The organism is Aurantimonas sp. 22II-16-19i, from assembly GCF_002088275.1.
Classification (GTDB): Bacteria; Pseudomonadota; Alphaproteobacteria; order Rhizobiales; family Rhizobiaceae; genus Jiella.
Genome location: NZ_AQQS01000020.1, coordinates 72,125 through 86,210 on the forward strand (window position 1 = coordinate 72,125; position 14,086 = coordinate 86,210).

The 14,086-nt window shown below is 64.2% G+C and carries 13 protein-coding genes; 5 read left to right on the plus strand and 8 right to left on the minus strand.

Annotated features, from left to right (window positions below; genetic code table 11):
* Nucleotides 1-168 precede the first annotated feature (168 nt).
* The 4 genes from ATO4_RS16190 to ATO4_RS16205 all read left to right on the plus strand — a co-directional run bounded on the left by ATO4_RS16190 (nucleotide 169) and on the right by ATO4_RS16205 (nucleotide 4,901).
* Complete coding sequence (locus tag ATO4_RS16190) at nucleotides 169-918, plus strand: glucose 1-dehydrogenase (RefSeq protein WP_083592575.1); 750 nt, start codon at nucleotides 169-171, stop codon at nucleotides 916-918.
* Between the two features lie 187 nt (nucleotides 919-1,105).
* Nucleotides 1,106-1,615: a 2Fe-2S iron-sulfur cluster-binding protein gene (locus ATO4_RS16195; RefSeq protein WP_083592576.1), complete on the plus strand. Its 510-nt coding sequence runs from the start codon at nucleotides 1,106-1,108 to the stop codon at nucleotides 1,613-1,615.
* On the plus strand, nucleotides 1,615-2,598 hold the full coding sequence (locus ATO4_RS16200) for a xanthine dehydrogenase family protein subunit M (RefSeq protein WP_083592577.1): 984 nt from the start codon (nucleotides 1,615-1,617) through the stop codon (nucleotides 2,596-2,598). Before ATO4_RS16195 ends, ATO4_RS16200 begins: the two co-directional genes overlap by 1 nt.
* Nucleotides 2,595-4,901: a xanthine dehydrogenase family protein molybdopterin-binding subunit gene (locus ATO4_RS16205; protein ID WP_083592578.1), complete on the plus strand. Its 2,307-nt coding sequence runs from the start codon at nucleotides 2,595-2,597 to the stop codon at nucleotides 4,899-4,901. Before ATO4_RS16200 ends, ATO4_RS16205 begins: the two co-directional genes overlap by 4 nt.
* A gap of 482 nt (nucleotides 4,902-5,383) precedes the next feature.
* Here the strand turns inward: ATO4_RS16205 and ATO4_RS16210 are convergent, their stop codons facing one another.
* From ATO4_RS16210 to ATO4_RS16230, 5 genes are read right to left on the minus strand one after another with little or no spacing between them, the layout of a single operon-like run.
* The gene (locus ATO4_RS16210) at nucleotides 5,384-6,115 is read right to left on the minus strand and encodes an SCO family protein (protein ID WP_083592579.1); all 732 of its coding nucleotides are present in this window, start codon (nucleotides 6,113-6,115) and stop codon (nucleotides 5,384-5,386) included.
* Nucleotides 6,112-6,591: a copper chaperone PCu(A)C gene (locus ATO4_RS16215; protein WP_139802497.1), complete on the minus strand. Its 480-nt coding sequence runs from the start codon at nucleotides 6,589-6,591 to the stop codon at nucleotides 6,112-6,114. Before ATO4_RS16215 ends, ATO4_RS16210 begins: the two co-directional genes overlap by 4 nt.
* A gap of 5 nt (nucleotides 6,592-6,596) precedes the next feature.
* Nucleotides 6,597-7,040 (minus strand): DUF411 domain-containing protein, encoded by a 444-nt coding sequence (locus ATO4_RS16220; RefSeq protein WP_083592581.1) that lies wholly within the window; start codon nucleotides 7,038-7,040, stop codon nucleotides 6,597-6,599.
* A 22-nt stretch (nucleotides 7,041-7,062) separates the two neighbouring features.
* Complete coding sequence (locus ATO4_RS16225; RefSeq protein ID WP_083592582.1) at nucleotides 7,063-7,665, minus strand: isoprenylcysteine carboxylmethyltransferase family protein; 603 nt, start codon at nucleotides 7,663-7,665, stop codon at nucleotides 7,063-7,065.
* Nucleotides 7,662-9,842, minus strand: a complete 2,181-nt coding sequence (locus tag ATO4_RS16230) for a heavy metal translocating P-type ATPase (RefSeq protein WP_083592583.1) — start codon at nucleotides 9,840-9,842, stop codon at nucleotides 7,662-7,664. The genes ATO4_RS16225 and ATO4_RS16230 overlap by 4 nt, the downstream gene beginning before the upstream one ends.
* Nucleotides 9,843-9,910: 68 nt before the next feature.
* On the opposite strand from ATO4_RS16230, the gene ATO4_RS16235 reads away from it, so the two are divergent.
* A complete protein-coding gene (locus ATO4_RS16235; RefSeq protein WP_083592584.1) occupies nucleotides 9,911-10,333 on the plus strand; it encodes a helix-turn-helix domain-containing protein in 423 nt (140 codons plus the stop codon).
* A gap of 84 nt (nucleotides 10,334-10,417) precedes the next feature.
* Here the strand turns inward: ATO4_RS16235 and ATO4_RS16240 are convergent, their stop codons facing one another.
* From ATO4_RS16240 to grxB, 3 genes are all read right to left on the minus strand, one after another.
* The gene (locus ATO4_RS16240) at nucleotides 10,418-12,343 is read right to left on the minus strand and encodes an FUSC family protein (protein ID WP_245308785.1); all 1,926 of its coding nucleotides are present in this window, start codon (nucleotides 12,341-12,343) and stop codon (nucleotides 10,418-10,420) included.
* Between the two features lie 125 nt (nucleotides 12,344-12,468).
* The gene (locus ATO4_RS16245) at nucleotides 12,469-13,362 is read right to left on the minus strand and encodes an NAD(P)H-binding protein (protein ID WP_083592585.1); all 894 of its coding nucleotides are present in this window, start codon (nucleotides 13,360-13,362) and stop codon (nucleotides 12,469-12,471) included.
* Nucleotides 13,363-13,411: 49 nt separating this feature from the next.
* Nucleotides 13,412-14,056 carry a glutaredoxin 2 gene (gene grxB / locus ATO4_RS16250; protein ID WP_083592586.1) on the minus strand — a complete coding sequence of 215 codons (645 nt, stop codon included), beginning with the start codon at nucleotides 14,054-14,056 and terminating at the stop codon, nucleotides 13,412-13,414.
* Between the last annotated feature and the right edge of the window lie 30 nt (nucleotides 14,057-14,086).

Consider the following 14,086-nt stretch of genomic DNA (forward strand, 5'->3'; position numbering starts at 1 on the left):
AAACGCTTCTCCCGCTGTGGCCATATGCGCCGATCAAGACCGCAGGTTCGCGGAATTTTCGGCGCCTCAGACGAATAGGCAAGAACCAGGCAGGATCATGCTAACGGTCTCGCCGGCGATTGCACACCCTGCGGCTGGATTTGGACATCAGCGTCAAGGAGTCGAGTGATGCAGGGGAGACTTGAGGGAAAGGTCGCCATAATCACCGGAGCGGCCCGCGGCATCGGTGAAGGGCATGCCGATCTGTTTGCGGCAGAAGGGGCCCGCGTCGTGGTCGCGGACGTTCTGGAAGAGCTTGGCGAAGCGGTCGCCGCGCGCCTGCGCGAAGAGGGCCGGCAGGCGATCTACCAGAACCTGGATGTCACCAGCCCGCGCGCGTGGACGGACACGGTGGCAGCCGCCGTCCAGCACTTCGGCAAGCTCACGACTCTCATGAACAACGCAGCGATCTTTAATGCTTCCGGCCTGGAAACCACGACGCTCGATGACTGGAACAAACTGCTGGCGGTAAACCTGACCGGCCAGTTCCTTGGCATGAAGATTTGCATGCCCGAACTGCTGAAGACCGGCAATGCAGCCATCGTCAACATCTGCTCGTTGTATGGCCTGATCGGTACGCCGAGCTTCACTTCGTACCACGCCTCAAAGGGCGGGGTGCGAATGCTCAGCAAGTCGGTGGCGATGGAATACGTCAAGCGCGGCGTGCGCGTGAATTCGGTATTCCCGGGGGATACCGGAACTCCGGCGATGGAGAATCTGACCGAGGAAGAAAACGCCAAGGTTCTGGCATTGGTGCCGATGGGCGTTGCGGGCAAGCCGCTCGATATGGCGTTCGGCTCTCTCTATCTGGCATCTGACGAAGCGCGCTACCTGACAGGCTCCGAAATTGTCATCGATGGTGGCTGGAGCGTGCCCTGAGCCGGCCGGCGGCGCTTCTCGATCAAGCCCCCAGCTTTGTACGTCGGGCTCCAGCCGACGCCGACCAGCGCGATCTCCTAAAGCTTTGGCGAAGAGTTATCGCGGTGAATCAAGATCCATCAATTGGATCGAGACGATGGACACCTTCCAATCACCGTCTCCATCAACGCTGATCAGCGAGGAAGACATGCACTTTAATATCAACGGTATCACTCACGATGTCGGAACCCTGGACATCAGGGTGTCGCTCCTGGATCTGTTGCGCGATCACCTTTCGCTCCATGGGACCAAGAAGGGCTGCGACCAGGGGGCCTGCGGGGCTTGCACGGTCCTGGTCGATGGACAACGGATCAATTCTTGTCTGGCGCTCGCCGTTCAATACGAGGGACGCCAGATCACGACGATCGAGGGCCTGGGAGAGGCAGACAACCTCCATCCGCTCCAGTCGGCGTTCGTTGCCCATGACGGCTTACAGTGCGGCTATTGCACGCCAGGTCAGATTTGCTCGGCCGTCGCCATGGCCGCGGAAGTCCGGCGGGGACTGCCAAGCTATGTCACCGCCGACCTTTCCGGAACCGAGCAAGTTCTGACATCCGACGAACTGCGTGAGCGGATGAGTGGGAATCTGTGTCGTTGCGGCGCGCACAACGGCATCGTTGCCGCCGTGCAAGATGCTTACGGACGAGGAGCGATCTGATGCGCGAGTTCACCTATCTGCGGGCCAGCAACGTCGCAGCGGCACTAAATACCGCCCGCGCCGACGGCGGCTCGCGCTATCTCGGCGGCGGTACGAACCTCGTCGATCTCATGCGCGAGAACATCGAGACACCCGACACGTTGATTGACGTGTCTTGCCTATCTTCCGCGATCACTGTCGATGACGATAGCCGGATCATGATCGGCGCGGCGGCCACGAACACAGCGGTCGCCGAGCACCCGCTTATCCGCCAGCATCATCCGATGCTCAGTCGTGCCATCCTGAGCGGTGCATCGGGACAGATACGCAACATGGCGACGGTCGGCGGCAATCTGTTGCAACGCACGCGCTGTCTTTATTTCTACGACGATGCGGCGCGCTGCAACAAGCGCTTGCCGGGCGACGGCTGCGACGCTGTCGATGGTTTCAATCGCATGCACGCGATCTTTGGCGCGACGCCGTCCTGTGTTGCGACCCATCCATCGGACATGTGCGTGGCGCTCGCCGCTCTGGACGCAGTCGTCCATATCAAGGGGTACGATGGGGCGCGCACCGTGCCGTTGGTCGATTTTCACCGGCTGCCTGGAGAAAGCCCTGACGTCGAGACCATCCTCGCCGATGGCGAACTGATCACTGCCGTGGAACTGCCTCCGCCACCCCCTCGGGCGATAGCGACCTATCGCAAAGTCCGCGATCGCGCGAGCTATGCGTTCGCACTGGTCTCCGTCGCGGCCCTTATTCAGGTCGAGGACGGTCGCATCGTCAGCGCGCGGTTGGCGCTGGGCGGCGTGGCTCATAAACCTTGGCGCGCGCATCTGGCCGAACAGGTCCTCGAGGGCGCTCCGGTGAACGCAGCCACCTTTGGCACCGCGGCCGCAGCGGCGATCGCCGATGCACGCGCCCTCAAGGACAACGAATTCAAGATCGAGCTTGCGAAGAACACGGTCTTCGCGGTCTTGACCCAGTTGGGAGACAGGACATGAGTGACTTGGACAAGGCGCAGACGTTTACCCGCAAGAATTGGAAGCCGGGCGAGACCTTCGATCCGTTGATCAGCAAGCGTGGCGCCGTCGGGACGCAGGTCGTCCGGATCGATGGCCCCCTCAAGGTCGCTGGTGCGGCACCGTTCGTGGCCGAAATCGAGGTGGAGGGCATGGTCTATGCGGCAATCGCCCATAGCACCATCGCGCGCGGCCGCATCGACACGCTCGACGTGACCAAGGCCGAGGCTGCGCCGGGCGTGGTCCTGGTTATGACCTTTCGCAATGCGCCCAGAATGGCGCCCACGCCGCTCTATCTGACCCAACCTCTGGCGGCAGGGCCCAACACGCTGCCGGTCATGCAGGATGACGCTATCCATTGGAACGGTCAGGCGATCGCCATAGTCCTGGCCGAAACCCAGGAACAGGCGACCTACGCCGCGACACTCATCAAGGTCACCTATGTGGAAGAGACCGCTCGGTTGTCGTTCAACGACGGAAAGCCGAACGCACGCGTGCCTGAGACCATCATCGGCGAGCCTTCGACAGTCACGATCGGTGATGCCGAGGCTGCCCTCAGCGCGGCCCACGCGAGCGTGGATCACGTCTATCGCTCGCAACGCCTTGCGCACAGCGCCATCGAACTGCACGCGGCCACCGTCCGCTGGAAGGATGGCTGCCTCGTCGTCCGCGATACCACACAGATGGTCAATCACACCCAGTGGACCTTGGCGCAGGTGTTCGGCATACCCCCTGAAAAGGTGCGGGTCTCCTCGCCGTTCGTCGGCGGCGGCTTCGGGGGCAAGAGCCTTTGGGATCACCACATCCTGGCTGCCGCCGCATCGAAGCTCTGCGGGCGGCCGGTGCGTATCGCCCTATCCCGCGAAGCGGTCTACCGCCTGGTCGGTGGTCGCACCCTGACGGAGCAGCGCGTCGCCCTTGGTGCGCGCGGGGACGGAGCACTGGACACGTTCATCCACGAAGGAATTGCCGCCGGCACGCCACACAATGATTGGCCCGAGCAGTTCAGTCTCGTGGGGCGGCAGCTTTATGCGGCCGACACGTTCAAGATTGGTCAGAAGGTGGTCGACCTCGACACGCTCGCCAACACCTACATGCGCGCGCCGGGCGAGAGTGTCGGCACCTTCGCCACCGAAAGCGCCGTCGACGAGCTCGCCGAAGCCCTGCACATGGATCCGATCGACCTGCGGCTGCGGATCGAGCCTGATAAGGAGCAGACCTCCGGTCGGGCGTTTTCCTCCCGCAATCTCCTCAAGGCCTATGAGCTCGGGGCGGAGCGGTTCGGCTGGTCCGGGCGCAATCCGAATCCAGGTCAGCGCCGCGACGGCGAATGGCTGATCGGCATGGGCTGCGCCAGCGCCACTCATCCCTACTATCGGCTTCCCGGTGGCGCGGCGCGTATCCGGCTGACCGCGGATGGCCGCGCCACCATTCAAATGGCCAGTCACGAGATGGGCATGGGGACCGCCACGGCTCAGGTCCAGATCGCCGCCGACCGCCTGGCTCTGCCGATGGACAAGGTCAGGTTCGAATATGGGGACACGGACTTGCCCCCGGGAACCATGGCGGGTGGTTCGTCACAGACGGCCTCGATCGCCGCGGCGGTGATCGCCGCCCACGAAGTTCTCGTCACCGAGCTGTTGAGGCTGGCGGGAAATGACTCGCCACTGGCGGGCTTGGCCACCGATGCTGTGGAATCCGCCGATGGTGGCCTGCGCGCCATTGGCGATACAGCCCGGCACGAGACCTATGCTTCGATCCTGGCACGGGCCGGACGCGACGAACTGGCCTGCGAGGCCAACGCCGCCGACCCGACCGAGTACCAAAAGTGGGCAATGCATTCCTACGGCGCGCATTTCTGCGAGGTCCGGGTGAACGCCTTCACCGGCGAAACCCGGGTGTCGCGCTTCGTAAGCTGCTTTGACGTCGGACGGATCATTAACCCGCAGACTGCTTCCAGCCAGTTGCGGGGCGGCATTATCATGGGTTTGGGCATGGCCCTGACCGAAGAGGCGCTGTTCGACGAGCGAAGCGGACGTATCATGAATCCCTCGTTGGCCGAATATCACATTCCTTCCCACCTCGACGTCCCAGAGATCGACGTCTTCTGGACGGGGATACCCGACCCCTATTCACCGCTCGGCGCACATGGCGTCGGCGAGATCGGCATCACCGGAGTCGGGGCAGTCGTGGCCAACGCCGTGTACAACGCCACCGGCGTGCGCGTGCGCAATCTACCGATCACGCTGGACAAGCTGATCGGACGTTTGCCGATACCCGTGTGATGGGGTGCCCGAACGCAGGCTTCACGATGACGCCGGACGCAGGCGCGGCGTTGTCGTTCTCACGTAAGGCCCTGGCCGACTGACATTGGCTTCGACACCACCATGTTTTCCCATCGATATCGAGATCGATGGGCGGCCGGGGCGGCGCAGGCTAAGACCCAATCCGCTCTGACTAAATGTACGGCTGGACTGTGGGAAAGACAGACTGGCGCCCTAGCCGCAGAGATGGGTGCAGTCAGTTGCTTTTCGCAATCGACTTGCATGTCTGCTTCCTCGCGATCAGCTTTCGAACTGGAGGTTCCGCACAGACACACGGTTCCGAAAATAACTTCTGATTGCCAGTACGGGGCCGAAACCGGACCGGCAGGTTTCAGACGAAGACGCCGGGAAGCAGCCGTTCCGCTCACGACCCATTCCGGACCTTCGCCAATAGTCTCCGCCATCCTGGAAGCAGCCGTGCACCCATTATAACAAGCCGCTGATTACCCAACAGACCCTCGCGCCGCAGGGTGCTGATTGAGACCGAGGCGATTGCGACAGCGTTCCTTGTCAGCGTGCAGAAGCGAGGCTGCATCGAAGACAGTGGGCCACCGTCCGGATGACTCACATCGAGAGATGAGGCGCCGAAGCTTATTAACCCGGACCTCCATGTCCTCATGTACGTCGAGCGTCCCGGCGAAGCCGCCGTTCCGGTCGTAGAGGTAGATCCCGGCTGAGTGGTCGATCGTGTAGTCACCACCTCCAGTTGTAACCTTCTTCCGATAAGCCTTAAAGGCTGAGAACGCGCGATCAACCTCGGCTTCCGATCCCGTAAGGCCGACGATCCTCGGATCGAATGACTGGAGGTAGCCGGTGAGCACCCCGGGCGTGTCCCTCTCGGGATCCCCGCTGATCGACACTACCTGAAGCTCGTTGGCTTGCTCTCCGAGGTCGTCGAGGAGCACCGACAGTTCACCGAGCGTCGTCGGGCAGATATCGGGGCAATGCGTGAAGCCGAAGAACACCGCGACGGGCCTGCCCCGAAAATCCGACCATGTCCTGGGCTTTCCGTCCTCATCCACCAACGAGAACTCACCACCGAGGGGCGTCGCCGATCTCGTATCGGCGGTGGGTGCATGTTCGTAGCCCGGTGACGTCCAAGCCGCTCCGACGAGGGCTCCCGCGGTCGCCGCGACAGCGACCCAAAGCCAGCGTCGAGCCGAGCGCAGTGTCATTGCCCGTGACCCTCGTGAGTGGCAGCCGCACCGGCTCCGCCGAAGCCCTCGACCGAGAAGCGGACGGGTACGGTTCCTGCATGCTCGAACAGCAGTGTGCCTTCGAAGGAGTTGTCTCGGACGATCGGCTCCTTTAGGTCGAGCAGCATGATGTGCGTTCCCCCGGAAGCCAACGCGACCGTCGCACCCGGTTCGATGAGTATCCCGTCCTCGACCGGACGCATCCGTGCGACGCCGTTCTCCACCGACGACTCGTGGATCTCGAATCTGCCCGCGATCGTTGCCGAACCGCCGATCGGTCGGTCCGCTCGACTTCCATCGTTGGTGACGGACAAATACCCCACTCCGACTTTCGCGGTCGGCGGGGTCGCTCGGGACGACGGATGGTCGATCGTCAGACTTCCGGCTTTGAACTCATGTGCCGTGGTGGGGCCGACAATGCCGAGGCTGAAGGCCGTCGCGGTCGCGATATGCATCAACCTCATTTGGGGTACCGCGCGAAGACGGTGGAGGTGCCGTCTCGCGCTAAGAGGAGCACCTCGTAGGGTTCGTCGCTCTCGCCCATCCCGGGACTGCCGGCAGGCATGTCGGGAACGGTGAGACCGATCACGTCGGGCCTCTCGGCGAGGAGCCGTTTGACCTCCGCAGCCGGAACGTGCCCCTCGACGACGTAGCCGCCGACGAAGCCCGTATGGCATGAGGTCTGGCCCGGCTTCAGCCCCGCCTGCATCTTCTTGGCGTAGAGATCCGCCATCGCCAGGTTCTCGTTCTCAACCTCGAACCCGGCCTCCTCGAGATGCTTCATCCAGCCGATGCAGCACCCGCATCCGGACGTCGAGAACATCTCGACGTTCTCGGCCGCTAGGACCGACGTGGACAGAAGGGCAAGCGCGCCTGCGAGGAATGTCGTCCGCTTGGACATCATCGGTTCGTCCTTTCGTTTGTCGTCAAATCCAGCGCCGGACGGCGCTTCGGTATTTTGCATAGTCGGGGCCGAACGAGCGCTGGAGGAAGCGCTCCTCGTCGCGGACCTGGATCTCGCACGCGATCCAGAAGGCGATCGCGCAGGCGATCATCGGCGGGGTAGGCACCGCTATCGCAAATCCGGTTCCCATCGCGAGCATTCCCAGAAACACAGGGTTACGGGACAGGCCAAATAAACCCGTCGTGACCAAGGCATCGGGCGCCGTCTCCGGCACGCCCACACGCCAGCGCCGCCCCATGTCACCCTGGGCGAACAGCGTCAGCGCCAGCCCGGCAACGGCCAGCGCAAGCCCGGCGATGCGGATGACCGCGGCTTCGCCGACAAGGGGCGAGAGGTAGGCCGACGCGTATCCCGAGGCATGGGCTCCGAGGGCTAACGCGGCACCGATGATCGAGCCGGCGAAGAGCAGCCTGGCGAGCCGTTGCCGGAGGCTTGCGCCAAAGCCGTAGGCCCGGCCGCCGATCAGGGACGATGTCCGGCGAGTCGCGACGGCGAGCCACGCCGCGGTGACGGCGAGCACGATCAGCGGTCCATATCGAAGAAGAAAGTCGGTGGCTTCGCTCATGACGGCCTCCAGCCGAGCAGCCGCATGGCGTTGGCGGTTACGAGAACGGTCGCGCCGGTGTCGGCAAGGATCGCGGGCCAGAGGCCGGTAATCCCGATGATGGTGGTGACGAGGAACACGGCTTTCAGTCCCAGCGCGATGGCGATGTTCGTCCGGATGTTCGCCATGACGCTCTTCGACAGGGCGATCATGTCGGGGATATCCTTCACCCGTCCGTGGAGCACGGCGGCGTCGGCCGTCTCAAGCGCGACATCGGTCCCGCCGCCCATGGCGATGCCGATGTCGGCTGCCGCCAGTGCCGGCGCGTCGTTGATGCCGTCGCCGATCTTGGCGACCTTGAAGCCCTCCGCCCGGAGTTCACGGACGATGCGTTGCTTGTCCTGCGGCAGGAGTTCCGAACGCGCCTCGATCCCAAGACCCGCGGCCACGGCCTCCGCGGTGCGCCTGTTGTCGCCGGTCAGCATGATGGTTCGGATGCCGCAGGCCTTCAGGCTCGCAAGCCCCTCCATCGCGTCCGGGCGGGCTTCGTCGCGCATGGCGAGGTAGCCCGCGATCGACCCGGCGACGACCACGACGGAAACTGTCTTGCCCTCGGCATTCAGCGCCGCGATCGCGTTCTCCTGATCGGCGGTAAGCGCCGTCCGCCGGGAAGCGGCCCACGGCGATCCGAGGAACACCCGCTCTCCGCCGACGCTGCCCTCGACGCCCTCCCCGGAAACGGCGTTCGCGTTGAAGGAGGGAGGGATTGGTACCTTGTCGGCCTTCGCCCGGCCGAGGATCGCCATAGCCAGCGGGTGGCTCGAACCCTTTTCGAGGGCCGCGGCCAAGGACAGCACTTGATGGGACGAGCGGCTTCCTCGAACTATGTCGGTGACGACGGGCTTGCCCGCCGTGAGTGTACCCGTCTTGTCGAAAGCGATGACGGTGATCGTGCCGAGGCTTTCCAGTACCGACCCACCCTTCATCAGCAGACCGCGACGGGCACCAGCGGAAAGTCCTGCGGCGATGGCGGCGGGCGTCGAGATCACCAGCGCGCATGGGCAACCGATCAGCAGGATGGCGAGGCCCTTGTAGATCCACTCGCCCCAGTCACCACCGAAGACGAGCGGCGGGACGATGGCGACGAGGGCACCGACGACAAGCACGGCCGGGGTGTAGACCTTCGAGAAGCGGTCGATGAAGCGTTCGGTCGGCGACTTCGATTCCTGGGCTTCCTCCACGAGGCGGACGACGCGGGCGATCGTGTTGTCGGACGCTGCGGCCGTTACCCGCACCCGGAGAACCGAGCCCGCGTTGACTGTGCCGGCGAAGACAGGATCTCCTACAATTTTCCGCTTCGGGACGCTCTCGCCGGTGACAGGCGCTTCGTCGACCTGGCCGGATCCTTCCACTACGCAGCCGTCTGCCGGGATACGATCCCCGGGACGGACGAGAATAGTGGAGCCTACAGCAAGGCTTTCGGCCGGAACCTCCGTCGTCTGACCGTCCGTCTCAAGGAAAGCCATCTTCGGCACGAGAGCAGCGAGGCTTCGGATACTCGTCCGGGCACGGCCCGCCGCGACGCCCTCGAGCATCTCGCCGACAAGGAACAGGAGCACGACCATCGCGGCCTCCTCCTCGGCGCCGATGAAGACGGCCCCAATCGCGGCGATGCTCATCAGCGTCTCGATCGAGAAGGGCGTGCCGAAGCGAGCGGCGGTGATCGCTCGCCAGGTCACCGGTACCAGACCGATCGCGAGTGCGGCCAAGAAGGCGGGACGCTCCAGAGATGGAACGAGGTTGCCGAGGACGTAGGCCGCCAGGAGCGCGACGCCGCAGGCCGCCGTCAGCCGAGCCTTCCGCGTCCGCCACCAGGGCAGGTCAGCGTCTGTTGGACGGGCTTGCGATCGGCTGGCGTCCGCCTGCGCATCGTCCTGCCCCCGACCCTCGCGGTCGGCAGATCCCGAGTTGCGCTCTCCCGCGGGCTCAACTCCATACCCGAGGTTCCGGACCTGTCTGATCACCGCAGACCCTTCGAAGCTTTCGGCGTGGCGGACCCTTACCGTTCCGGCGGACACGGAAACGGCTACGTCCTCGACTCCCGGGATTCTTCGGATGGCGGTGTCGACCTTGTTGGCGCAAGCCGCGCAGTCCATGCCGGTTACGCGGTAGCGGCTCTCGCCCGTTGTCGCGCTCATGGTGCTCTCCTTGCGTCGTCGTCGACGCAGGCTTACTTCCTCAAGTGGCTAGAGGAGCAAGAGGCAAAATGAGGAAATCGGTTCCGATCGGCACGGCATCGAGGGAAAGCGGGATCAAGGTTCCGACCATCCGTTACTACGAGGAGATCGGCCTCCTGCCTTCACCTCCGCGGACGGAGGGCAATCGGCGCCTTTACGACGAGAGCGACCTTCGCCGCCTACGCTTCATCCGTCATGCGCGCGAACTTGGATTCGACATCGATCCGATCCGTCAGCTTCTGGCCCTGTCCGGTCACCCGGCACGGTCCTGCGAGGGCGCTGACCAGATCGCGAAGGCACACCTTGCCGACATCGACCACAAGATCGCTCGACTGACCTCCTTGCGAAGAGAGGTCGCCAGGATGACGGACTGCGAAAATCATTCGGTCTCCGAATGCCGGGTTATCGAAGTGCTCGGCGACCACGGCGAGTGCATTTCAGAAACGCATTGATCGGCTGATCTGATGAAGGAGCGGGCGGCGGCGTGAGTGCTGAGGCGCAGCAAGCCTTCGCCCTTATCAGGCGACGCGGGTTCCTCAGACCCGAGACGCCGGGATGACGAAGCTGGATGGGTGCGAGCTGAGGTCGCGCGACGCAAGTCCAAGAAGCCACTTGGTCTGCTCGTCCATCTCGGCTCCAGCGGCGAGAAGTCGAAGCTCCCGTCCGATCCCTTCGGGATCCTCTATCGGTGCCGAGGCTAGTCGAAGAACCTTCCGGATAATGTCGGCCTCAATCTTACTAGTCGAAGGCGAGATAGCGATTTTGCCAAGTCTATAAAGGACGTGTCCGAGGGACAGGGATGCGAGCGCATCATCGACCGCCTTAACGTCTGCCCGCGACCTGATGGCCATGCTGAACACGAGAAATCGAAGCCGGGCGAGATGACGCTCCGCCATCGGCGTGGCGGCGCGGATCGAGATCGCCGCGACCTCTTTGCGGATCGAGGTTCGAATGCGTCCCCGGCGACGCCCAACGTCCATGGGGATCAGCCAGCGATACGATACATAGCTAAGCGCAATGCCGCTCAGGAGCATCGCCTCGATTCCGACGAGGACAGACGGCGCTCCCGAAGCCAGGTCGACCGGACGCGCCAGCACTGCAAACAGCATGTTGAACGCGAGGCCGACGAAGGCGGTGCCTCGTGCGGCTTGCACCATGGCCGCCGCGAACACGATCGGCACGGCAAGAGCGAGCGATATCCAGCCGCTCGCAACATTCGGGACAACTCCCTCCCTCCAGAGAAGCGCCGTTGCCGCGGCGCAGAGGCCGCCGATGAAGACTTGGCGTACGGCCGGAACAGGCTCGTCCGCCGCGGCGAACAGCACTGTAAAAATACAGGTCCCCAGCACGAGGTATCGAAGCGGATCCCAATCGATCATTGACCAGGCACCGCCCGCGATAAAGACAGCGAGAGCGCCCCTCACGACGGCGAGGCGCAGGCCGGCGACATCCGGATGCGCCATTGTCGGTCGGGGAACGACCTGACCTTCCGGCGCATCGAGCCGTGCATATCCGTCGGCGAGCCGACCCAGCAGGATTCGCATCTCGCCGATCACCGGGGACATCAAGGGGTCCGCGGCTTCTAATGCGCGAGCGGCGGACGCGATTGCCCGAACATCCAGTCCGTTTCCGGCCCTCAACTCGACAGCGGCCCGGAGAAACATCTGGCGAAGGTGCGCGGTCGCCGCGTGTCCGGGTGCCGACGGTGGTGCTTCTCGAGCGCGGATCGCGCGCGCCATGACGATCAGGTCCAAAAGGAAGGCGAGCAGCGTGTTGAGGTCGCGCAACTTCCTGCGTCCCGCAAGGGACCCCGCGGCGGCATCCTCCGCGGACGCCTCCAAGGTCGCCAAAGCCAAGAGGAAGTCTCGTTCAATCGCGGACTTCCCCATCCCGGGGCTGCCGAGAGCTGCCGCAACGAGGTCCAGCGCGTCGGCTGTCACGGCACGGGCACGATCCGGGATGCTCGGTCCCGATTTGGGTGACCCTAGAGCCATGCTTACCAGCAGTGACGCACCGATCCCGATGAGGTTGTCGGCACCACGAGCAAGGGCGAAGGTCCACGGGTCGATTTGCGTGCCGAGCGTCAGCGAAACAATGACCGCCGATGTCAGGCCGCACAGAACAGCGCCATAGGCCCGCTGATGACGCATGGCATTCGCGACGCCGCAGCACGTAGCGATCCAGACCGCCAGGCCGACAAGGGATGCAGCAGGGTTTTGCGCCCCCATCAGGACAATCGCCGCTCCGATCGCCGCCCCCAGAAGGGTGCCGACGAGCTGGGCGGCGCACCGCTCCACCAAAAGTCCCCGCGGCGGCTGTCCAATCATCCAGACCGCCATCGCCGCCCACCAGGGATTCTGGAGCGACAACATGGATGCGAACGCCATCGCACCTGTTGAAGCGACCGTGAGGCGGATGGCGGTCGCACGAAGGGCGGGATCGGTTACGAACGCGCGGAGCACCTTCAAACTAGCACCGTCTCGGCTGTTTCATGATCAGGGCGCTCGCGGACCGTTTGGCACCAGGGAGACCGCCTGTGTAGTTCCTCGGGCAGCTTTCAGGTCTCTGCATCATCGCCTCTGTCGTGCTATCGCGCAGTCGAAAGGTGATCGGCAATCCATCGCTCGACGTCGGCGTGCCGAGGCTTCCAGTCCCATGCCTTGGCGTGGACGCTGCGGACGCGGCTGTTCGAGGCCAGCGAGTAGAGCGCCCTTTGCTGTCCCCATCGGGCGACCGCCGCCTCGATCGTCATCGAGACCGGCTGGCCGAGCCCCAGCGCGTCGGCGATGGCCCCCGCCATGTCCCGGAAAGAAGCCTCGCCGCTTTCGACGAAAACGAACGTCCCGGCCGGAGCTCCGTCCAACGCGCGTAGATAGAGGTCCACCACATCCGCGATGTGGACAGTCGACCAGCGATTGAGGCCCCGCCCGATGAAGTGGGCCCTTCCCGTCTCGCGTGCCTGGTCGAACAGAAGCGGAAGCTGAACGCTTCTCGCCTTCGGCCCGAGCGCGTCGCCGAACACAAGGGCGTTGCAGAGGACGACGGATCGTACCTCCGGCACCGACAGGATGGCCCGGTCCAGCTCAACGCGCGCCCCCTTATCGGCGGCAGGCGGCGGCATGTGGTCCTCGTCGAAGACGGCTTCGCTCGGTTCGCCAACCGCGTGATCGGCAACGATGCTGATGCCGCTGGTGTGGAGCAAGGCCTTCCTCGAACCGGCGAGCGCCCGTAGCAGCGCGTCGACGGCTTCCCGATCGTCACTACTCGCCGCGTTCACGACGGCGTCCGCCGCCTGGGCCTCGTCTGCAAGCAGGTCGAGATCGGCCAGCGTCCCGTGGACCGGGACAATGCCGCACGCCTCGCAGGCCGCGGCCTTCTCGGCGGAGCGGACCAGCCCTCGAACCTGGTGGCCTCGCCTCACCGCCTCGGCGGCCACGGAGCCGCCAATGAAGCCGCTTGCCCCGGTCACGAACAGTCTCATTTTCGGGCTCCTCGACGGGGGCGGCCTGTCAGGCAGGCAGCTTTCAGGATCAGGCGGCGATGTCGTCGTGAAGGGGAACTCCGGTCCTCTCCGACATCCTCCGGCGGTAGGCATCGACCGCCGGAGGGTATGAAACGTCCCGGACGATGGACATCGCCCGCAGGTGGGCGAAGAGATGAATGTCGTCCTCCGAAAGCTCGCCATTGACAGCTTCCGGCGAGCGCACGAGCGGCTCCAGTTGGCGGAGATGCGCGTTCGCCGCGGCCACGAGCGCCTCGGTCTCGGCCAGCCTGCCGGCAAAGGGGCCGATGGCCTTCTCCTTGTTGGCCGTGAAGAAGGCGCGCGCCTCGTCCGTGGCGAACTCCGCCAAGGGTGCAGCAGCCCAGCGCGGCATTGCCAGACGGTACAGCGTCTCGGATCCTTCCTCGATCCAACGGGCGACGTCCGGGTTGGTCGGTCCCACAAGGACGCGAGGCTCCGTCATGGCGTCGACCGCGCGGACGATGTCCATGCTCTCCGGTGTGTATCGCCCATCGTTTTCGAGGATGGGCGCCATCTTCCGCCCGATCATCCGCTCGGGTGTCGCGGCGTCGTCGTTCGCCATCACGACGAGCTCGAAAGGCAGGTCCTTCAAGCCGAAGATCGCCTGTGCCTTCACGCAGAACGGACAATGGTCGTAGACGTAGAGCTTCATGCGTTGTCTCCTGTGGTCATTGCAGACCCG

Bases quoted from the DNA above. Each gene is read 5' to 3' on its own strand.
- ATO4_RS16190 (WP_083592575.1), top strand. From the start codon at position 169: ATGCAGGGGAGACTTGAGGGAAAGGTCGCCATAATCACCGGAGCGGCC.
- ATO4_RS16195 (WP_083592576.1), top strand. From the start codon at position 1,106: ATGCACTTTAATATCAACGGTATCACTCACGATGTCGGAACCCTGGAC.
- ATO4_RS16200 (WP_083592577.1), top strand. From the start codon at position 1,615: ATGCGCGAGTTCACCTATCTGCGGGCCAGCAACGTCGCAGCGGCACTA.
- ATO4_RS16205 (WP_083592578.1), top strand. From the start codon at position 2,595: ATGAGTGACTTGGACAAGGCGCAGACGTTTACCCGCAAGAATTGGAAG.
- ATO4_RS16210 (WP_083592579.1), bottom strand. From the start codon at position 6,115: ATGACACTGCGCTCGGCTCGACGCTGGCTTTGGGTCGCTGTCGCGGCG.
- ATO4_RS16215 (WP_139802497.1), bottom strand. From the start codon at position 6,591: ATGCATATCGCGACCGCGACGGCCTTCAGCCTCGGCATTGTCGGCCCC.
- ATO4_RS16220 (WP_083592581.1), bottom strand. From the start codon at position 7,040: ATGATGTCCAAGCGGACGACATTCCTCGCAGGCGCGCTTGCCCTTCTG.
- ATO4_RS16225 (WP_083592582.1), bottom strand. From the start codon at position 7,665: ATGAGCGAAGCCACCGACTTTCTTCTTCGATATGGACCGCTGATCGTG.
- ATO4_RS16230 (WP_083592583.1), bottom strand. From the start codon at position 9,842: ATGAGCGCGACAACGGGCGAGAGCCGCTACCGCGTAACCGGCATGGAC.
- ATO4_RS16235 (WP_083592584.1), top strand. From the start codon at position 9,911: ATGAGGAAATCGGTTCCGATCGGCACGGCATCGAGGGAAAGCGGGATC.
- ATO4_RS16245 (WP_083592585.1), bottom strand. From the start codon at position 13,362: ATGAGACTGTTCGTGACCGGGGCAAGCGGCTTCATTGGCGGCTCCGTG.
- grxB (WP_083592586.1), bottom strand. From the start codon at position 14,056: ATGAAGCTCTACGTCTACGACCATTGTCCGTTCTGCGTGAAGGCACAG.